This window comes from Ruegeria sp. CDSA020 (assembly GCF_059612345.1).
In genome coordinates, this window is record NZ_JBXWQK010000006.1 from 379,354 (window position 1) to 398,151 (window position 18,798).

Consider the following 18,798-nt stretch of genomic DNA (forward strand, 5'->3'; position numbering starts at 1 on the left):
TCTCCCTTAAGCGAAGGTTGCGGCGTATTCGTCCAGCGCAGCCTTGATCTTGTCGGAAGCGTCGCCCTTGATCTTGGGGTCCTCGTCCGTGATCCACTGAAGCAGATCCGCGTGCTTGCCACGCAGATGCGCCAGCAGGCCAGCTTCATAGCGGCCAACATCGGTGACGTCGATCTTGTCGAGGTAACCGTTGGTGCCGGCGAAGATGACGCATACGATTTCAGCGTTGGTCAGCGGTGAGTACTGCGGCTGTTTCATCAGCTCGGTCAGACGCGCACCACGGTTCAGCAGCTGCTGGGTTGCGGCGTCAAGGTCGGAACCGAACTGCGCAAAGGCAGCCATTTCACGGTACTGAGCCAGTTCCAGCTTAACCGGGCCGGCAACCGACTTCATCGAGTTGGTTTGAGCCGAGGAGCCCACACGCGAAACCGACAGACCGGTGTTCACAGCAGGACGGATACCCTGATAGAACAGCTCGGTTTCAAGGAAGATCTGGCCGTCGGTAATCGAGATCACGTTGGTCGGAATAAACGCCGAAACGTCGCCACCCTGGGTTTCGATAACCGGCAGAGCCGTCAGCGAGCCCGCGCCAAAATCTTCGTTCAACTTCGCCGAACGCTCCAGCAGGCGGGAGTGGAGATAGAAAACGTCGCCAGGATAGGCTTCACGTCCGGGCGGACGGCGCAGCAGCAGCGACATCTGACGATAAGACACGGCCTGTTTCGACAGGTCATCATAGATGATCAGCGCGTGGCGGCCATTGTCACGGAAGAACTCAGCCATCGCGGTCGCGGCATAAGGTGCCAGGAACTGCATCGGCGCCGGATCGGACGCGGTTGCGGCCACAACGATCGAATATTCAATCGCACCGGATTCTTCCAGTTTCTTCACCAGCTGAGCAACGGTCGAACGCTTTTGGCCGATGGCCACATAAACGCAGTACAGCTTCTTGGACTCGTCGTCGCCTGCTGCTTCGTTGTACACTTTCTGGTTCAGGATCGCGTCCAGAGCAACGGCAGTTTTACCGGTCTGACGATCACCAATGATCAGCTCTCGCTGGCCACGACCAATCGGGATCATCGCGTCGACCGATTTCAGGCCGGTTGCCATCGGCTCGTGAACCGATTTACGCGGGATGATGCCCGGCGCTTTGACGTCTGCAACGCCGCGCTCGGTGGATTCGATCGGACCCTTGCCGTCCAGCGGGTTGCCCAGGCCGTCAACAACACGACCCAGAAGACCGTTGCCGATCGGCACGTCCACGATCGAGTTGGTGCGCTTAACAGTGTCACCTTCTTTGATGTCACGGTCAGAACCAAAGATAACAACACCGACGTTGTCGCTTTCCAAGTTCAGCGCCATGCCCATGATGCCACCGGGGAATTCGACCATCTCACCGGCTTGCACATTGTCCAGGCCGTATACACGGGCAATCCCGTCACCGACGCTTAGCACGCGACCGATTTCGGCCACTTCGGCTTCCTGACCAAAATTCTTGATCTGGTCCTTCAGGATTGCAGAAATCTCTGCAGCTTGGATTCCCATTTATCCGACCTCTTTCATTGCATTCTGTAGGGAGTTGAGCTTGGAGCGGATCGAGCTGTCGATCATCTTCGAGCCCACTTTAACGACAAGACCGCCGATGAGGCTTTCATCAACGGTCGCATTTATTGTCACGGTCTTGCCCACACGCTCGGACAGCGTTTTGGACAGTTTATCCATCTGTGTCTTAGTCAGCGCCTTGGCCGAGGCGACATCGGCGGTCACTTCGCCACGCTCTTCGGCCAGCATGTCGCGCAGAACCTGCACCAGTTGCGGCACAACGAACAGACGGCGTTTCTGCGCCATCAGACCCAGCGTGTTGCGCAGGATGGCGTTCAGACCCATCTTGTCGGCAATCGCTGTAATCGCGCCTTCTTGTTCAGCGCGCGAAACCAGAGGCGAGGCGATCAGGTCGCGCAGATCGGCACTGTCGCCCAATGCTGCTGCCAGATCGTTGATTCCGGTTTCCAGACCTGCGAGGTCTTTATTCTCTTTAGCGATCTCAAAAATCGCTGTGGCATAGCGCTCGGCGATGCCTGTGGAAATCGAAGCTGGTTCGGACACGTCCACCCTTCCGATATTTTGGGCCCCGAATTCGCGTTGCGGCAGCTACCCGGGGGCGTGAAGAAACCCCGTCCATAAGGCCGGGGATCAAAATCAACGGGGATGTAGCAGAGGTAAACCCAGCTAGCAACATATTATCACCATGGGCACCTTATCCACAAAGCGTTCTATTTCAGATACTTAGCTTGGGTGCGACCCTTTTATACGGCTGATGAGGGTGAAAAATGTTACCAAACCGCAAGGTTTTGCGATTCCTGCAGCCATTTTCGCGTGTTTCGGCCTTATGATGGAAGCTAGTACCGGCGTTGCGCTAGGCTGGCTTGAGCAGGCCATCCAGCGCCTTGATCTGACGGCGCCCTGTCGCTTTGGTGACGGTTCCGCTGGGCGGTCTGATTTGCTTTGTCGCCTCAACCATCAGAACGCCGCCTGCCATGATCGTCGGCAATCGCTGGCCAGTTTTCTCTATCAGGCTGCCGGATTTCAACCAGAACCGACGGAAGGACGGAGGCAAATACAAGGCGGAACAATAGTTATCCGTCATAAAGTGATGCGCCCTTAGCTGGCTTTCCAACTGCGAGGCAGAATAAGGGCGCCCGAATCCAAATGGCGTTCGATCGGTCCGTGACCACAGCCCCGCACGGTTCGGTACGATAAAAAGCGCCCGTCCACCGGGACCAAGCACACGCCAGCATTCCGCCAGCAATTCGGCGGGACGTTGTGACGTTTCAAGTCCATGCATCACCACCAGCTTGTCCACATGGCCCGTTTCAATCGGCCACAAGGTCTCTTCCGTCAAAACAGATACGTTGGGCATTCCCGCAGGCCAGGGCATCACCCCCTGCGGCCCGGGCATCAGCCCGATGACGCGGCGCGCATCTTTCAGGTAGGGCCGCAACAACGGCACAGCAAAGCCAAACCCTACGACGGTTTGACCTTTGGCCTCGGGCCACAGATCAATCATTCGCCCACGAATGGCCGCCTGCGCTGCACGACCAAGAGTGCTGCGGTAGTAGAAATTCCTCAGATCCTGCACATCAAGATGCATTGCGGACACCTGGCCAATCGGATTAGCTGAGCGCAGTCTAGCAACGAAAGGGCAAAAGGCCATGCCTCTTGAGATCGTCACCATCCCATGTCTCAGCGATAACTACGCATTTCTGGCGCATGACGCGGTTAGCGGCAACACCGCATTAATCGACGCGCCCGAAAGCGATCCGATTCTGTCAGAACTGGAACGACGTGGCTGGGGCTTGTCTCATGTGTTGCTCACGCATCACCATTTCGACCACATAGACGGGTTGCCGGCCATTTTGGAACAGCACCCGGCGACGGTGATCGGCGCGGCAGCCGACGCACATCGCCTGCCACCCTTGGATCAACAGGTCAATGACGGCGACAGTTTTGAAATCGGCGGGGAACCCGTCCTTGTTCTGGACGTTTCGGGGCATACTCTTGGTCATATCGCCTTTCACATGCCGCAAAGCGCGGTGGTCTTTACCGCCGACAGCCTGATGGCAATGGGTTGTGGACGCCTGTTTGAAGGCACCGCACCGCAGATGTGGGAATCGCTGTGTAAACTGAGCGCCTTGCCGGATGACACGCTGGTTTGTTCAGGGCACGAATACACGCAGTCCAACGCCAAATTCGCTCTCACCGTCGATCCAGGAAATTCTGCGCTGCAGAAACGCGTCGCAGAAATTGACAGCACCCGAGCCGCCAAACAGCCTACAGTTCCCTCCACTCTGGCGCTGGAAAAGGCCACTAACCCCTTCCTGCGCGCCGCTGACCCGGCGATTCAGGCGCATCTGGGTATGGCAGGCGCCGAACCAGCCAAAATTTTTGCTGAAATCAGGGCTAGAAAAGATCGGTTTTGATACCTATTTCACCTACTTCACAGCCACGGTCACAACAAATGTGACTGTCAAGAGCAAGAAAACCCTTGAAGCCGGGCTCTGATCAACCAAACTCTAATAGTATGAGGACATGGTTGGGATGGGGATCCGGCCTTCAGCCCGCCCCCTTCTGACCCAAGACAGAGGAGCACCCGCGTGCCTTCATTCTCGAGCACACTAGAACAAGCCATCCACGCGGCCCTGGCGGCTGCGAATGAACGGCGACATGAATTCGCAACGCTGGAGCATCTGCTTCTGGCATTGTTGGAAGAGCCCGATGCGATCCGCGTGATGAAAGCCTGCAGCGTCGATCTTGACGAATTGCGCAGCACTCTGGTGGAATTCATCGACGAAGACCTATCGAACCTTGTCACCGATATTGACGGGTCCGAGGCTGTACCGACAGCCGCTTTCCAACGTGTGATCCAGCGCGCTGCGATCCATGTTCAAAGTTCGGGCCGGACCGAAGTGACCGGGGCGAATGTTCTGGTCGCAATCTTTGCCGAACGCGAAAGCAACGCAGCCTATTTCCTGCAGGAACAGGATATGACCCGGTACGATGCGGTGAATTTCATCGCCCATGGTGTGGCCAAGGACCCAGCCTACGGCGAAAGCCGTTCGGTATCGGGCGCGGATCAGGCGGAAGAGGAATCTCCGGCCAGCACTGCCGATGGCGAGCAAAAAGAAAGCGCGCTGGGGAAATACTGCATCGACCTGAACGCGAAATCGCGCGCGGGCGATATCGACCCGCTGATCGGTCGTGCTGATGAGGTTGAGCGCTGCATTCAGGTGTTATGCCGCCGGCGCAAGAACAACCCGCTTCTAGTCGGTGATCCGGGCGTTGGCAAAACCGCAATCGCAGAGGGACTGGCATTTAAGATCATTTCTGGCGAGGCCCCCGATGTCCTGTCAGAAACCACCATCTATTCGCTGGATATGGGTGCATTGCTGGCGGGCACCCGCTATCGCGGTGATTTCGAAGAACGCCTGAAAGCGGTCGTGACCGAGCTTGAGGATCACCCAGACGCGGTTCTGTTCATTGATGAAATCCACACCGTCATCGGTGCCGGTGCCACCTCGGGCGGGGCAATGGATGCCTCGAACCTGCTGAAACCGGCCCTTCAGGGTGGAAAACTGCGCACTATGGGTTCGACCACCTACAAAGAGTTTCGCCAGCATTTCGAAAAGGACCGCGCGCTCAGCCGCCGGTTCCAGAAAATTGACGTGAACGAACCTTCGGTCGAGGACAGCGTAAAAATCCTGCGCGGTCTGAAGCCCTATTTCGAAAAGCATCACGAGATCAAATATACAGCCGACGCGATTAAAACCGCGGTCGAGTTGTCAGCACGGTACATCAATGACCGCAAGCTGCCCGACAAGGCGATCGACGTGATCGACGAAGCCGGTGCGGCCCAGCATCTGGTTGCTGAAAGCAAGCGCCGCAAGACCATCGGTGTCAAAGAGATCGAGGCCGTTGTTGCCAAGATCGCCCGGATTCCACCCAAGAACGTCACCAAGGACGATGCCGAGGTTCTGAAAGACCTTGAAAAGTCGCTCAAACGGGTGGTCTTCGGGCAAGACGTGGCGATTGAGGCGCTGTCCAGCGCCATCAAACTGGCGCGCGCCGGTCTGCGCGAGCCGGAAAAGCCCATCGGCAACTATCTGTTTGCTGGCCCAACCGGTGTGGGTAAGACCGAGGTCGCGAAACAGCTGGCGGATACGCTGGGAGTGGAACTGCTGCGTTTTGATATGTCGGAATACATGGAGAAACACGCGGTCAGCCGCCTGATCGGTGCGCCTCCGGGCTATGTCGGGTTCGACCAAGGCGGTTTGCTGACTGATGGTGTCGACCAGCATCCGCATTGCGTTCTGCTGCTGGATGAGATCGAAAAAGCCCACCCGGACGTGTTCAACATCCTGCTGCAAGTGATGGACCACGGAGAGCTGACCGACCACAATGGTCGCACGGTGAACTTCCGCAACGTGGTGCTGATCATGACCTCGAATGCAGGGGCGCAAGAACAGGCAAAGGCGGCCATCGGCTTTGCCCGCGACCGCCGCGAAGGTGAGGATACCGCCGCGATCGAACGTATGTTCACGCCGGAATTCCGCAACCGTCTGGATGCCGTCATTTCCTTCGCGCCGCTGCCGAAAGAGGTCATCCTGCAGGTGGTCGAGAAGTTCGTGCTGCAGCTTGAAGCACAGCTACTGGACCGCAATGTGACCATCGACCTGACGCCAAAAGCCGCCGAATGGCTGGCCGACAAAGGCTATGACGACAAGATGGGCGCACGCCCATTGGGGCGCGTCATTCAGGAACACATCAAGAAACCTCTGGCCGAGGAGCTGCTGTTCGGCAAGCTGGCCAAGGGCGGTGTCGTTCGCGTCTCGGTCAAGAAGGGAGAGCTGGATCTGGACATTTTTGGCCCCGATCAACCGCGCATCCCTGGCGACAAACCCCCGCTTCTGACTGCAGATTAAAAGCAGCGCATCAAATCAAAGCCCGGCTTCTACGCCGGGCTTTTTTCTTGCCTAAGCCGTGTCACCTGTCTCAAAAGAAAATCTCAGGGGCGCCCGGAAAACCTCCCAACTCTGACAATGGGCCTTCCTTGCTGCAATCAGCGCTCGGTTAGCTTCAATTCGATCCGGCGATTCTGAGCGCGCGCTTCTGGGGTGTTTGCGGGGTTGAAGGGTTGGAATTCACCAAAGCCATTGGCCGCCAGACGCTGCGGTGGAATACCCAGCGCATCGACCATATAACGGACAACCGACAAGGCGCGTCCCTGGCTGAGCTCCCAGTTGTCCCGATAGCGGCCAGTTCCGGCCAGCGGGACATTGTCGGTATGGCCGTCCACGCGAATAACCCAGTTCAGGCCTTCGGGAATTTCAGCCGCGACACTGCGCAGTATATTGGCCACCTTGGCGATCTCAAGCTGACCCTTGGGCGACAGCACTGCTGATCCTGTATCGAACAGTACTTCGGACGAGAACACAAACCGATCGCCTTCGATCCGAACCCCTTCCTGATTACCCAGCACATCGCGCAACCGACCGAAGAATTCAGAGCGATATCGCTGAAGATCCTCGGCCTGCGCCGTAAGTTCTTGGTTCTGACCCGAAAGAGCCTCGGCCTCGGCCTCAAGCCGGGCGCGCTCGGCCTCTTCCAACAAACGGCGGCGACGCTCTTCCGAGGCGGCGCGGGCGAGTGCGGCGTTCAGATCCTGACCCAATGTTTGAATACGAATATCAGCGGCGGCGTTGCGGTCTTCGTAATCGTCCAGCAAGGCCTGCAATCCACCCAACTGCTCGCGCAGGGCTGCCATCTGCTGGTTCAGCAAGGCAGTCTGACGCTGCGCCTTTGCTGAAACGGCTTTCTCGGCAGAGATTGCCTCACGCGCAACGGCCAGCAAGGCTGCGCGTTCTTCGGCCAATGTACGCTGTATCTGTTCCGCTGTCAGAGCGTCGGTTTGGGCGGCCAATGCCGCTTGCAGCTGGGCCTGCAACTCCTGACTATCAAGCTCACCAAACTGCCGCTCCAGCTCGGCCTTAGCAGCTTGCGCAGCGGCCAACAGGGTCAGGGTTTCTTCGGCTTGCTTGCGTTGCGCTTCCAGAGCCAGCGTCATAGCGGTCAGTTCCGCATCCGCGTCCTGCAGACGATTGCGCAGGTTTTCGGCCGCCGCAGCTTCGGCCAGGCGCGCGGCCTCTTCGGCGTCAAGCTGGCCTTCAAGCTCGGTGACCAATGCGGCCTGCGCGGCCTCATTTTGTTCCAGATCCGCCACCAACGCTTCAAGCGCTTCGCGGCGGGCAGCATCAAGCCGGGCGGCCTCGGCCTGGGCATCGACCTCGGCACGGCTTTGGGCAAGGGCCCGGTTCAGGGCCTCTTGTTCATTCAGCAATTCCGAACGCTCAGATTCCAGTGAGGCGATAACCCCCAGCGACCGCTCCTGATCGGCCAACAAAGATGCGACCTGTGCTTCGAATGACGTGATCCTGGTTTCTGCCTGCGCCAGATCTTCCTCGGCCTGCGTCAGGGTCGCATTCAGCGCCCCTAACCGGGCCTGAAGGCGGCTGTTTTCCCTTTCTTCCAACCCAAGCGCACCGGCAAGGGCCGCCACTTCGCCGGACAGGGCGGTCAGTTCATCCTCTTGCCCCGAAATCGTCTCGCGCAGCACGAATTGCACCACCATGAAGATGGTCAACACAAAGGTCAGCACCATCAACAGCCCGGTCATCGCATCCACGAAACCCGGCCAGACCGACCCCTGAAACCGCTGACCTGTGCGACGGGACAGAGCCATGGATTACTCTCCTTCCGGAGCGGTTCGAACGGCGCCTCGGGGCAATGTAAGAGCTTTGACCAACAGTTCGATGTCCTTGCGCAGCTCGCTCATGCTTTCTTGGCGGCCTGCAGAAATTTCTTCGAGGATACGCAGCAACTGAACATCCATCGAGCGCAGGCGCATGCGGCTTTCTGCGTCTATTCCTTCGCTGGTCCCCTGTTCCCGCAGATGATCCAGCAGAGCGTCCTGCCCCAGTGCGACACGTTCCAGCGCAGCGGTGACATTCTCGGTCTCAGACTGACGCTGGTTCATATCTCCGATTGCGCCGACAAGATGCCCTAGCTTGCCCGACAGCTCGGCCCGGTCGGTTTCCTGCGCCGAAAACAGGTCCTGCAGGGCGTTCATCTGTTCGGACATTGCATCCAGAACCGGTGTCAGAACCGCCAGTTCGGTGCTGCTGCCGTCATCGCCGGCTGCAAAGCCGACACGGGTGATCGAGGACAACCATTCTTCGAGCTCTCGATAAAACCGGTTCTGCCCGTGGCCCGCGAACAGTTCCAGCAACCCCACAATCAGCGATCCGGCAAGACCCAGCAACGAAGACCCAAAGGCCACGCCCATTCCCTGCAGTTGCGTTTCAAGGCCAACCATCAGGCGATTGAACACCGCCAGCCCTTCTTCGCCATCCTGCGGATTGAGACTGCGGATCGTGTCGACAATAGCGGGGACCGTCGTGGCCAAGCCAAAAAACGTTCCCAAAAGCCCAAGATAGATCAGAACATTGGTGATATAACGCGTGATCTCACGCTCTTCCTCGACCCGTTCGGCCACCGAATCCAAAATAGACCGGGTCGAACTGGAACTGATCTGCGACCGCGCACCCCGGTCCCGCAGCAGCGACGCCAGCGGTGCCAAAAGCTGAGGTGTGCGCGCGTCCTCATGAACAACGCCACCAACGAAGGACTCGATCCAGCGCACCGAACCGATCAACTGTGTCACCTGATAAAAACAGGCAATTACGCCGACAAAAAATACCAGAAGGATAAAACCGTTCAGATACGGGTTTGCATAGAAAACCGGCAAAACGTAAGGCAGCGCCATGAAGATGCCCATACCAGCCAGGCCGATCGCCACAAGCATCGTTACGATCTGACGAATGGGTTGCGAGAAATGCGGTCTCGCGCCCTGTTGTGCCTGCGCCATGCGCGTTTTTCCCGGTTCTTTTCTGCTCTGACGCGAATCTACCGAAAATCTGCCGGTGACGCCAAGGGTTTATGAGGTAATGCTTCGCACCCGTTGCGCTAACCACTCAAGATCGGGATCACGCAGACCAATCTCGGTCAGATGTTCAGCAGTGTTATAAAGGTATTCGGTATTTGGACCACGCCCGCCAACAGCATGGGCAATGATCTGCGCCTGGTCTTCCAACGGCATGCCCCCGCAATACTGCACGTGATCTGCGTCGATAACATAGGTGACGGCCGTTACTACCTCGTCCGTTTCCAAATGCACATCCAGCATCTTTTCGACATAGGCCGACGAGATCAGCTCGCGCTCGCGCAGTTCATGCAAGGTACGCTCTTCGTGGCCTGCTTCGACGGCGAGGGCCAGACCTTTGCACAGGGTGTCACGCTGTTCATCCAACGCCAGAACAAGGCCGGGTTTCTCTTCGGTTCCGCGGTGATGAATCGAACTCATGCAGAAAGACCGCGCGTATCCATTCAGGGTTGCGCGTTCGCTGCGGGACACGGGAAAGCCGGGATTCCACAGCAACGACCCATATCCGAAAACCCACATCGTCATAGCACTGGTCCTTGCCCGTTTGCGCCTATAAACATCAATTTCAAGGCGGGAAAAAGGGCCATTAGCAATGCGTGGGCTGATACGAGTAGTCATTTTTATCACTGCGATCTGGAGCGCCTATTGGTTCGTCGCCGGATATGGATTGCGCAACGCGATCACAACATGGTTCGACAACCAACAAGAAAGAGGCTGGCTGGCCGATTTTTCGGATGTAGCAACAGCAGGCTATCCGTTCAACCACGTCACCCGACTGAACAGCCCCGCACTGGCCGACCCGGTCAACGGCACCGCCTGGAGCGCCGACTGGATCGAATTCCAAAGCCCTGCGATCTGGCCGGGTCGGCAAGTTCTGCGTTTCGCGGAAACGCCGCAGCTGCTGTCCTATTTCGATCAAACGTCGACCATCGTTGCAGCTGACCTGCAGGCCGAGCTGCAGCTGCAACCTGGTGTCGCGCTGGTGCTAGAGAAAATGTCTCTGACTGTCGGACCATGGTCCGTTGCCAATGATGCTGATTTGCTAGCAGCGGGAACCACGCTTGGTCTGGTAATGGAGCAGACCGAAAATCCTCAAGCCTATGCGATCAGCGCGCGGATCGATGGCTTTTCCCCCGGCGATGATCTGCGCGCCATGATGCATTCCGCCACCACACTGCCCCAGACATTCGATGCGCTGGAAATGGATATGGTCGCCACCTTTGACAAACCGTGGGATCGATCTGCACTGGAACAAAGCCGACCTCAGCCCACCCGGATCGACCTGCGTCTGGCTGAGATGAAATGGGGTGCATTGCGCCTGTTCGCTGCCGGAGAGCTGGACGTGGACGATCAGGGTATTCCTACCGGAGAGATTTCGATCAAGGCCGAAAATTGGCGTGAGATGGTTGCCATGGCCAACGCCGCAGGGGCCCTGCCCGATCAGGCGGTAGACCCTGTGACACGTGCCCTGAAATTCATGGCTGGCTTGGGGGGCAATCCCGATGCGCTGGATCTGCAGTTGAACTTCCGTGAGGGCTATGTGGCGCTTGGCCCGCTACCCCTTGGTCCGGCCCCGCGGTTGATCCTGCGTTAACGGCAGTACGGGCCACGGCGATACCGGGCTGTGTCCAAGTGAAAATGATCCCGGTGATACCGGTCCGCATTCGGGCCAAGTACCGTTCCGAACGGCCCGCAGGCGGCGCGCCAGATCTTGGTCAGTTGCTTCTTTGACGGGTTCTTGCGCCAACCGTTCAGAACGGTCACAACCTCGCCATTCGCCATCTTGAAACCTGATATGTCTATGGCCCGGCCCTTTCCATGTTCCGATATCCGCGCACCCTTGCGGTTGTTGCGCGTTCGGCATGCGTAGTGGGCCGCGACCTGCAGTTCGACAACGGGACCGCGCCTTTTGAAGGTGGGCTTCACGCTTTTCTCGACCCATTGGTTCAGCGCAATTGCTGTGCCGCAATCCATGGTGGACGGACGGCTAAGCGCCACACCAGAAACTGAGGTGATCTGTACCGCTTCTTTGATCCCGCAGGCTTTGATCTTGCCGGGAACATTACCCACCGGCTTGCCCTGAATTTCGATATTCCCGCAGACCGATGTTTTGCGCAGCTTACGCTTTTTGAACAGCACCTGCTGTACCAGCGTATTCGGCTGCAACTCTGGCTGCGTCCCGACCGGAGCGGCAAAGGCCAGAACCGGTTGGTCATCGGGGGTCAACAGGTGTTCAGATGGCGTTGCATTCCCCATTGTGGCACCAAGTACCAACCACCCAATCGACAGACCGCTCCAGCCGCGCCTCATGGGTTGGTATTCCCGCGACCAAAATCCGGCGCGTCCGTATCCTGCCCGGCATCAATGATCCCGCGCCGGATCGCACGTGTGCGCGTGAAATAATCGAACAGCTGATCGCCGTCACCTGTACGAATGGCCCGCTGCAGCGCAAACAGTTCTTCAGTGAAACGCCCCAATATCTCTAGCGTCGCATCCTTGTTGGTCAGAAACACATCGCGCCACATAGTCGGGTCCGAGGCCGCGATCCGGGTGAAATCCCGAAAGCCCGCGGCCGAGTATTTGATGACCTCGCTATCGGTCACACGGCGCAGATCATCCGCTACGCCAACCATCGTATAGGCGATAAGGTGTGGCGCATGGGATGTCACTGCAAGAACCAGATCATGGTGATCGGCATCCATCTCATCAACATTCGAACCCAAACCCGTCCACAATGAGCGTAGTCGCGCAACGGCCTCCGGGTCCGAGCCCTCTACCGGCACCAATAGGCACCACCGATTATCGAACAGCTCGGCAAATCCGGATTCAGGGCCGGAATGCTCGGTCCCGGCCAGCGGATGCGCGGGGATGAAATGAACACCCTGCGGGATGTGAGGTGAGACATCTTGAATGACATGCCGCTTGACCGAACCCACATCTGACACGGTCGCGCCCGACTTCAGGGCAGGCGCAATCTCCTGCGCTACCGCACCCATCGCGCCAACAGGCACGCACAGAACCACAAGGTCTGCCCCCTCAACGGCCTCTTGCGCGGTGTCACAGATCCGGTCGCACAGGCCAATCTTGCGCGCGGTGTCGCGCGTGGCCTCGGACCGGGCATAGCCGGTTACTTCGGCGGCCAATCCAGCACGTTTAATCGCCCAGAACATCGACGATGCGATCAGGCCCAACCCGATCAGCGCAACGCGGTCATATACCTGGCTCATGCGGCGCCCCCTTTGAAAGCGGTTATGGCCGCAACGACACGGCGACAAGCCTCCTCGTCCCCAACCGTGATCCGAAGAGCATTTGGCAGGTTATATCCCGCGACGCGGCGCACGATCAAACCCTGTGTCTTGAGGTAATCGTCGCACGCTTCGGCCTCGGCCTGATCCTTAAAGCGGGCGAGAATAAAATTGGTGCTGGACGCATCCGAAGATACGCCGATTTTGGACAACTGGGCCGAAAGCCAAACCCGCAAGCGTGCATTTTCGCTGTGGCAAAAGGTCAGGTACTCTTCGTCCTTTATGGCGGCTTCGGCAGCAGCCAACGCAGTCAGCGACAGGTTAAAGGGCTGGCGTACCCGGTTCAGCACATCAATGATCTCTTGCGCCGCATAGCCCCAACCGACCCGCATCCCGCCCAGTCCATAGATCTTGGAAAAGGTCCGCGTCATGATCACATTCTCGAACCGATCCACCAGAGCGCGGCCTCCGTCGAACCCTTCGACAAACTCGGCATAGGCGCCATCAATCACCATCAGACAGGTCTGCGGCAAGCTTTCGGCCAGTCGGATAAGATCAGCCTCGGGGATCATGGTCGATGTCGGATTGCCCGGATTGGTCACGAACACGATCCGGGTCTGGTCAGTCACAGCGGCAAGAATGTTGTCCACATCCACGTGACGATCGGTTTCAGGCACCATCACCGGAGTTGCCCCCGCCATCCGAGCGATGATCGGGTACATCGAAAATCCGTGTTCGGTATAGATAACCTCATCCCCCGGACCGGCATAAGCCTGTGCCACGAATTGCAGCACCTCGTCACTGCCCACGCCGCAGATAATTCGCGCCGGGTCCAGCCCGTGGCGTTCGCCAATAGCCATACGCAGACTGGCGTGATCTGTACTGGGATACCGGTTCAGGGTGGCCGCACTGTCACGTACTGCCTCGATCGCTTTGGGGCTGGGGCCAAAGGGGTTTTCGTTCGAGCTCAACTTGATCACATGGTCGACCCCCGCCACCTTCGACTGGCCGCCCTGATAAAGCGCGATGTCCATAATGCCGGGTTGAGGGGTGATCTGGGTCATAAGAGGCTCCGTATTTAGAAGCCCCTCATACCCGTCTCAAAGCGTTGAGAAAAGCGGCAATTCCCTTATGCCGCCTTGAAGCGGGCTGTCGCCGGGTCGGCGTCGTAAAAGGGAGTAAACTCTTCGGTCCGCCGGGACAGGTCATTGACGCTGTCGATGATGAAGCGGACAGTCTCTTGGGACATCAGGTATGAAAAGTTCAGACGCACCCAACCGGGTTTTTTCAACTCTTCACCAGCACCAAGCGCAGCATGCAACTGCTCCGAGGCTGCACGATCAATACCCAGCAACCGATGCGCATAGGGCCCGGCACAAGCACATCCGCCCCGCGCTTGAATGCCATAAACATCACTCAGCATCCGGGTGAATAACTGCTGGTGCACCGGCTGACCTTTACTGTCATGAACAAGAAAGGAAAAAATCGGCAACCGATGTGGATTGTCCGCGCCCAACAAGGTCAGACCTGGGTTATCTCCCCACCCTTCCAATGCCATCTGGTTATAAAGCGCCTCGCGCCTTGCGATTTCGTCTGCGCCAACCGCATCCTTGACCATGAAAGCCAACGCGGCACGGATGTCGCCTATGACATTCGGCGTTCCCGCCTCTTCGCGCGTTGCAAGATCGGCGCTGTAGTCATGCCCCCAAGGGGACACGAAACTCACAGTGCCACCACCGGGCCAGCTGGGGCATGTGCGCTGCACAACGTTTTGATTGACGATCAATACACCAGACGCGCCGGGTCCACCGGCAAATTTATGAGGAGAGACCACGATCGCATCCTTGGGCGCATCCGCCGGGCCCATTTCCATTGGCAGATAAGGCCCACCGCCCGCATAATCCCAAACCGCTACAGCACCATTAGCCTTAAGCAGCCGCGTAACCGGGTCGGGATCAGTGATTATGCCCGTCACATTCGAAGCGGCCGAAAATGACCCGATGATCAGATCCGAGTCCGCGTTTTCAACCAAGGCACGCTCTAAAGCCGACAGATCGACACCCCCTTCGGGTGCTTCGGGGATTTCAATCACCAGCGCTTTGCTTTCCCGCCACGGCAGGATGTTCGAATGGTGCTCATATGGGCCGATCATTACCACTGGTCGTGCTGCGGCCTCGATCCCCAACAGATTGACCAGCCGGTTGAGACCCGCTGTAGCGCCCGATCCGGTAAAGATCACCGCATCATTTTCCCCGGCGCCAACAATCCGGGAGATTTCCGCACGGGCCTCGCGGCGCAGTCGGGTCATGTAGGCTCCGCAATAAGACGCCTCGGTGTGGCTGTTGGCATAAAACGGCAACACATGAGCGGCCACAAAATCCTCGACCTGCTTCAATGCGCGGCCCGACGCAACATAATCCGCGTAAACCAAAGGTATGTCCCCGCGCAGCCCCGGGATCATAACATTCTCGCCGATTAAGCCATCGCGCAACGTGTCGCTGCGAACAGCAGCTTCAATGTCAGAACGAAATTGGGAAAGTGTCATTATACGGACTCCGAAGTTTCCCAACAAATATGATTGATATGTGTTGTGTATATAATGCGTATTTTTAGATGGTTTTCATAAATCATGTGTCATATGATTTGGAATGTCAAAAAATCTAGATCATATTGACCACCGCCTGCTGCGTGAATTGCAAACCGACGCTACGCTGTCCCAACGAGAACTGGCCGACCGCATCGGGCTGTCGCAAAACGCCTGCTGGCGTCGGCTGAAGGCCCTGAATGATCAGGGCGTCATCATCGGATCGACGGCGCAAATCGCGCGCGAAAAACTAGGGCTGAGCCTTGTAGTCTTCGTCATGCTGCGTACGCGGCACCACTCGGCCGAGTGGTTACAGGCCTTTCGCAGGCATGTTCTGACGATACCAGAGGTCGTGGACTTCCACCGCATTGGCGGCGACTACGACTATCAGCTCAAGGTTGTTACGCAGGATATGGCTTCGTACGACAAGGTCTATCAACGCCTCATCGAAAAAGTCGAGCTGGACAGCGTAACTTCATATTTCGCGATGGAGGCAATTGCAGAAGGACGACCCTTGCCAATCTGATCCGCTCTTTATTTGGCCAAAAAATTGCTCGGGGGGCATCGCGACTGGTCGTGATTGGGGGCAGAGCCCCTAAAAAGAAAAAGACCGCGCAAACGCGCGGCCTTTCGAATTTCGATTTCGGCGAAGATTAGTTCTTCGCGTAGAATTCGACAACCAGGTTCGGTTCCATCATGACCGGGTAAGGCACATCGCCCAGACCCGGTGCGCGCACGAAAGTCGCGGTCATTTTCGAGTGGTCGGCGTCGATGTAATCAGGAACATCACGCTCGGCCAGAGCAGCAGCTTCAAGAACAACGGCCAGTTGCTTGGACTTGTCACGTACTTCGATGACGTCGCCTTCTTTGACACGGTAGCTAGGGATGTTGACCCGCTTGCCGTTCACTGTGACGTGGCCGTGGTTCACGAACTGACGCGCGGCGAACACGGTCGCGACGAATTTGGCGCGATAGACAACGGCGTCCAGACGGCGTTCCAGCAGACCAATCAGGTTTTCACCGGTATCGCCGTTGACACGAACAGCTTCGGCATAGATGCGGCGGAACTGCTTTTCGGTCAGGTCGCCATAGTAGCCCTTCAGCTTCTGCTTGGCGCGCAGCTGCAGACCGAAGTCAGACAGTTTGCCTTTCCGGCGCTGACCGTGCTGACCAGGGCCGTATTCACGACGGTTGACCGGGGATTTCGGACGACCCCAGATGTTTTCGCCCATCCGGCGGTCGATTTTGTACTTGGCAGACGTGCGTTTGGTCACGGCTGATCTCCTTCTTAAGGTCGAGGCCCTGATAGGCCACTATGAAGGGCGTTGTCCTCTTGAGGTTTCCCTCATGACAGGCCTCCCCTTGCGGGGGCCACCAACACCAATGAAGCCGCGCTTATATCCGCAGCGCTGGCAGAGTCAACATGCCGAACGGAAGGAACCGAAACTTTCTGAAATTCGATTCAAAGACGGCACCGCTAACGGGATTTACTCCGCTAAAGTGGCACCGTTTACAGTTGCGCGTAGGTTCGCGACACCAGTGTACTGGAACTGAGTGGCCTTGCGATGAAACGCGACGACAGTTCCGTCCTGCTCTGCAACTTCACCACTCTGATGCTTGATCTGAGTATATGCGCTGATCCAGAATTCCTGATCGCGTGAAGGACAGCCGCTTTCAAACACCAGCGACGGGCTTTCATCATCATCGGAAACGACCAGTAACGCTGAAAACCGTTGCGCCCCGTTCATAAGCTCGAGCGTTCCGACGACATTATCCGAAAAAGTCGTGCCAGGAATAACGCGCCCGATTGTACCAGATGCAAATGCGTTTTTACGCCCGGCAACTTCAGCGCTGCTTGCCAGCATCGATGCCTGACCGCGCCAGGACCAGGCCGACCCTACATTTAAAAATGCCAGAGGCGCCGCCTCTAGCCCATCAATCTCTGTCTGCGACCATGAAATGGCAACACGACCGTTTACCCCGGTATTCATTTTACCGCCCGTACCCCTCAACAAATCACTGCCCGATGGCCAAGGGTTTATCAGTGACGATTCCGGCAGAAAAGGGACGGAATTGCAGCAATCACGAGAATGTTGCAGAACAGAATCAGAATCCGGGTGCAGAAATCCGCGTTTCAAAGACCTAAAGGATCATACTGAGCCCGAATGTCGGTCTGCCCTGCATTCGGTCTGATCAGGCTTTTTTTTCGATTCGCCAATCACAGCGGATTTAAATTTCAAATGCGTGCGCCCTAATCGGCACACTGCACGAGCTGTCAGTTCACCAGCCCCCGATCCGCCATTCCACCGGAAAAGCGGAGGCTGCGGATATCTTCCGGCATCGTCTTGTACTGGTCTCGAAAAGCACGTTTTAGTGACGTTGTAGACGAAAACCCTGTGGCGGTGGCAATCTCGATTTGTGGCAAATCCGTAAACCGCAGCAGGCTATGCGCACGTTCCAGACGCAATTCTCGGTATGTGGCCAAAAGCTTTGCCCCCGTCTTGTTCAGAAACCGTCTCTGAAGCTGCCGGGTTGAAGTGCCGACCATGTTCGAAAGATCCGTGATCCTGAGTGGCTCTTCGACATGGTTCAGCATTGCCTCAACGGCTGACATAACCAGGTGATCCCCGCCCGCACGATGGATCAAGCGATTGGCAAGCTGGCTTTCGCAGTCCCGCTTGGGTTCGGACAGGCCGATAAACCCGCGTAGGTTATCAGCCATGTTCTCACCATGGTCCAACGAAACAAAATCCGCCAACAAACGCAGCGTACTCAGACGTGTCGTCGCGCTATGCGTGCGCCCGCGCGCCGCCAGATATGTGCCTGTACCACAGTTGGTCAAACCTGCTTCACGCGCTGCCGCATCGAAGTTGGGGTGAATGGCCGCGACTGTTTTTTCCGACAATCTAATCTGGGCCAGCACAAGCACGGCACCACCGACAAGAACGGTCCGTGGCGAAAGGTTCAGAACTTGTGAGACCCATGTTTTTTCGGCGTCGGACAACGTCCAACAATCCGAAAAATCGCCCCAGAAAACAGCGGCTCTTCCGGTCCAGTACTGCGGTCCTCCTACGGACCCCGCACCAGCCAAACGCAGATTAACAACGTAGGAGTGGTCGCCGGTCAGGTCGCTCAGGGCATGATAAAATTCCCTGATCATCTCGGTCGAGGCAAATGCACTACTATCGCGCACGATCACATCGATGTTGTGGGTTCGCACGAACGCAGCAGAGGTTGGCTCAGCCAGATAGGCTTGGTCATTTTCGAAGATGCAATGCTTCATGTCTCCCCCGCTGAAAAGCCTGGGCCACAGGCAAAGGCATATGGCCCGGGATGGATCAGCCCCTGGCCAGTGCGGGGGCTGATCTGGTTGTCGTCTGTTTACTCAGCTGCGTCTTCGTATTCGGACATTG

At 57.3% G+C, this 18,798-nt stretch carries 17 protein-coding genes; 4 read left to right on the plus strand and 13 right to left on the minus strand.

Features of this window, described 5'->3' with window-relative positions; all coding sequences use genetic code 11:
- Positions 1 to 6 precede the first annotated feature (6 nt).
- From atpA to AC2FJW_RS13480, 3 genes are all read right to left on the minus strand, one after another.
- On the minus strand, positions 7 to 1,545 hold the full coding sequence (gene atpA, locus AC2FJW_RS13470; RefSeq protein ID WP_142636491.1) for a F0F1 ATP synthase subunit alpha: 1,539 nt from the start codon (positions 1,543 to 1,545) through the stop codon (positions 7 to 9).
- Positions 1,546 to 2,106 carry a F0F1 ATP synthase subunit delta gene (locus AC2FJW_RS13475; protein WP_142636489.1) on the minus strand — a complete coding sequence of 187 codons (561 nt, stop codon included), beginning with the start codon at positions 2,104 to 2,106 and terminating at the stop codon, positions 1,546 to 1,548.
- Positions 2,107 to 2,416: 310 nt separating this feature from the next.
- The gene (locus AC2FJW_RS13480; protein WP_142636487.1) at positions 2,417 to 3,151 is read right to left on the minus strand and encodes a class I SAM-dependent methyltransferase; all 735 of its coding nucleotides are present in this window, start codon (positions 3,149 to 3,151) and stop codon (positions 2,417 to 2,419) included.
- 61 nt (positions 3,152 to 3,212) lie between these two features.
- Here AC2FJW_RS13480 and gloB point away from each other — a divergent pair, with 61 nt between their 5' ends.
- Both gloB and clpA read left to right on the plus strand, forming a co-directional pair.
- Positions 3,213 to 3,980, plus strand: a complete 768-nt coding sequence (gene gloB, locus AC2FJW_RS13485; RefSeq protein ID WP_496750305.1) for a hydroxyacylglutathione hydrolase — start codon at positions 3,213 to 3,215, stop codon at positions 3,978 to 3,980.
- A gap of 174 nt (positions 3,981 to 4,154) precedes the next feature.
- Positions 4,155 to 6,479, plus strand: coding sequence for an ATP-dependent Clp protease ATP-binding subunit ClpA (clpA, locus tag AC2FJW_RS13490; RefSeq protein ID WP_496693892.1), 2,325 nt, complete (start codon positions 4,155 to 4,157; stop codon positions 6,477 to 6,479).
- A gap of 137 nt (positions 6,480 to 6,616) precedes the next feature.
- Here the strand turns inward: clpA and AC2FJW_RS13495 are convergent, their stop codons facing one another.
- The 3 genes from AC2FJW_RS13495 to AC2FJW_RS13505 form a co-directional block, all read right to left on the minus strand.
- Positions 6,617 to 8,296, minus strand: a complete 1,680-nt coding sequence (locus tag AC2FJW_RS13495) for a peptidoglycan -binding protein (RefSeq protein ID WP_496694695.1) — start codon at positions 8,294 to 8,296, stop codon at positions 6,617 to 6,619.
- Positions 8,297 to 8,299: 3 nt separating this feature from the next.
- The gene (locus AC2FJW_RS13500; RefSeq protein ID WP_282021534.1) at positions 8,300 to 9,481 is read right to left on the minus strand and encodes a biopolymer transporter ExbB; all 1,182 of its coding nucleotides are present in this window, start codon (positions 9,479 to 9,481) and stop codon (positions 8,300 to 8,302) included.
- 69 nt (positions 9,482 to 9,550) lie between these two features.
- Positions 9,551 to 10,081 (minus strand): gamma-glutamylcyclotransferase, encoded by a 531-nt coding sequence (locus AC2FJW_RS13505; RefSeq protein ID WP_142636477.1) that lies wholly within the window; start codon positions 10,079 to 10,081, stop codon positions 9,551 to 9,553.
- 67 nt (positions 10,082 to 10,148) lie between these two features.
- Between AC2FJW_RS13505 and AC2FJW_RS13510 the strand changes: the two genes are divergently transcribed.
- A complete protein-coding gene (locus AC2FJW_RS13510; RefSeq protein WP_496750306.1) occupies positions 10,149 to 11,150 on the plus strand; it encodes a DUF2125 domain-containing protein in 1,002 nt (333 codons plus the stop codon).
- On the opposite strand, the gene AC2FJW_RS13515 is transcribed toward AC2FJW_RS13510, so the two are convergent.
- The 4 genes from AC2FJW_RS13515 to AC2FJW_RS13530 all read right to left on the minus strand — a co-directional run bounded on the left by AC2FJW_RS13515 (position 11,147) and on the right by AC2FJW_RS13530 (position 15,346).
- Positions 11,147 to 11,866, minus strand: a complete 720-nt coding sequence (locus tag AC2FJW_RS13515; protein ID WP_496750307.1) for an extensin-like domain-containing protein — start codon at positions 11,864 to 11,866, stop codon at positions 11,147 to 11,149. The genes AC2FJW_RS13510 and AC2FJW_RS13515 overlap by 4 nt on opposite strands.
- Positions 11,863 to 12,783, minus strand: coding sequence for a prephenate/arogenate dehydrogenase family protein (locus AC2FJW_RS13520; RefSeq protein WP_142636472.1), 921 nt, complete (start codon positions 12,781 to 12,783; stop codon positions 11,863 to 11,865). Before AC2FJW_RS13520 ends, AC2FJW_RS13515 begins: the two co-directional genes overlap by 4 nt.
- A complete protein-coding gene (gene hisC, locus AC2FJW_RS13525; protein ID WP_142636470.1) occupies positions 12,780 to 13,865 on the minus strand; it encodes a histidinol-phosphate transaminase in 1,086 nt (361 codons plus the stop codon). Before hisC ends, AC2FJW_RS13520 begins: the two co-directional genes overlap by 4 nt.
- Positions 13,866 to 13,930: 65 nt before the next feature.
- Positions 13,931 to 15,346 carry an aminotransferase class V-fold PLP-dependent enzyme gene (locus AC2FJW_RS13530; RefSeq protein WP_496750308.1) on the minus strand — a complete coding sequence of 472 codons (1,416 nt, stop codon included), beginning with the start codon at positions 15,344 to 15,346 and terminating at the stop codon, positions 13,931 to 13,933.
- A gap of 103 nt (positions 15,347 to 15,449) precedes the next feature.
- On the opposite strand from AC2FJW_RS13530, the gene AC2FJW_RS13535 reads away from it, so the two are divergent.
- A complete protein-coding gene (locus AC2FJW_RS13535) occupies positions 15,450 to 15,911 on the plus strand; it encodes an Lrp/AsnC family transcriptional regulator (protein ID WP_142636466.1) in 462 nt (153 codons plus the stop codon).
- Positions 15,912 to 16,038: 127 nt separating this feature from the next.
- Here the strand turns inward: AC2FJW_RS13535 and rpsD are convergent, their stop codons facing one another.
- The 3 genes from rpsD to AC2FJW_RS13550 all read right to left on the minus strand — a co-directional run bounded on the left by rpsD (position 16,039) and on the right by AC2FJW_RS13550 (position 18,668).
- The gene (gene rpsD, locus AC2FJW_RS13540) at positions 16,039 to 16,659 is read right to left on the minus strand and encodes a 30S ribosomal protein S4 (RefSeq protein WP_058279997.1); all 621 of its coding nucleotides are present in this window, start codon (positions 16,657 to 16,659) and stop codon (positions 16,039 to 16,041) included.
- Positions 16,660 to 16,872: 213 nt separating this feature from the next.
- Positions 16,873 to 17,376 (minus strand): hypothetical protein, encoded by a 504-nt coding sequence (locus AC2FJW_RS13545; protein WP_496750309.1) that lies wholly within the window; start codon positions 17,374 to 17,376, stop codon positions 16,873 to 16,875.
- Between the two features lie 284 nt (positions 17,377 to 17,660).
- Positions 17,661 to 18,668 carry a helix-turn-helix domain-containing protein gene (locus AC2FJW_RS13550; protein ID WP_496750310.1) on the minus strand — a complete coding sequence of 336 codons (1,008 nt, stop codon included), beginning with the start codon at positions 18,666 to 18,668 and terminating at the stop codon, positions 17,661 to 17,663.
- Positions 18,669 to 18,798 lie beyond the last annotated feature (130 nt).

Bases quoted from the DNA above. Each gene is read 5' to 3' on its own strand.
- AC2FJW_RS13505 (WP_142636477.1), bottom strand. From the start codon at position 10,081: ATGACGATGTGGGTTTTCGGATATGGGTCGTTGCTGTGGAATCCCGGC.
- AC2FJW_RS13480 (WP_142636487.1), bottom strand. From the start codon at position 3,151: ATGCATCTTGATGTGCAGGATCTGAGGAATTTCTACTACCGCAGCACT.
- AC2FJW_RS13510 (WP_496750306.1), top strand. From the start codon at position 10,149: ATGCGTGGGCTGATACGAGTAGTCATTTTTATCACTGCGATCTGGAGC.
- AC2FJW_RS13550 (WP_496750310.1), bottom strand. From the start codon at position 18,668: ATGAAGCATTGCATCTTCGAAAATGACCAAGCCTATCTGGCTGAGCCA.
- AC2FJW_RS13520 (WP_142636472.1), bottom strand. From the start codon at position 12,783: ATGAGCCAGGTATATGACCGCGTTGCGCTGATCGGGTTGGGCCTGATC.
- AC2FJW_RS13495 (WP_496694695.1), bottom strand. From the start codon at position 8,296: ATGGCTCTGTCCCGTCGCACAGGTCAGCGGTTTCAGGGGTCGGTCTGG.
- AC2FJW_RS13530 (WP_496750308.1), bottom strand. From the start codon at position 15,346: ATGACACTTTCCCAATTTCGTTCTGACATTGAAGCTGCTGTTCGCAGC.
- gloB (WP_496750305.1), top strand. From the start codon at position 3,213: ATGCCTCTTGAGATCGTCACCATCCCATGTCTCAGCGATAACTACGCA.
- atpA (WP_142636491.1), bottom strand. From the start codon at position 1,545: ATGGGAATCCAAGCTGCAGAGATTTCTGCAATCCTGAAGGACCAGATC.
- hisC (WP_142636470.1), bottom strand. From the start codon at position 13,865: ATGACCCAGATCACCCCTCAACCCGGCATTATGGACATCGCGCTTTAT.
- AC2FJW_RS13515 (WP_496750307.1), bottom strand. From the start codon at position 11,866: ATGAGGCGCGGCTGGAGCGGTCTGTCGATTGGGTGGTTGGTACTTGGT.
- AC2FJW_RS13545 (WP_496750309.1), bottom strand. From the start codon at position 17,376: ATGAATACCGGGGTAAACGGTCGTGTTGCCATTTCATGGTCGCAGACA.
- AC2FJW_RS13500 (WP_282021534.1), bottom strand. From the start codon at position 9,481: ATGGCGCAGGCACAACAGGGCGCGAGACCGCATTTCTCGCAACCCATT.
- AC2FJW_RS13535 (WP_142636466.1), top strand. From the start codon at position 15,450: ATGTCAAAAAATCTAGATCATATTGACCACCGCCTGCTGCGTGAATTG.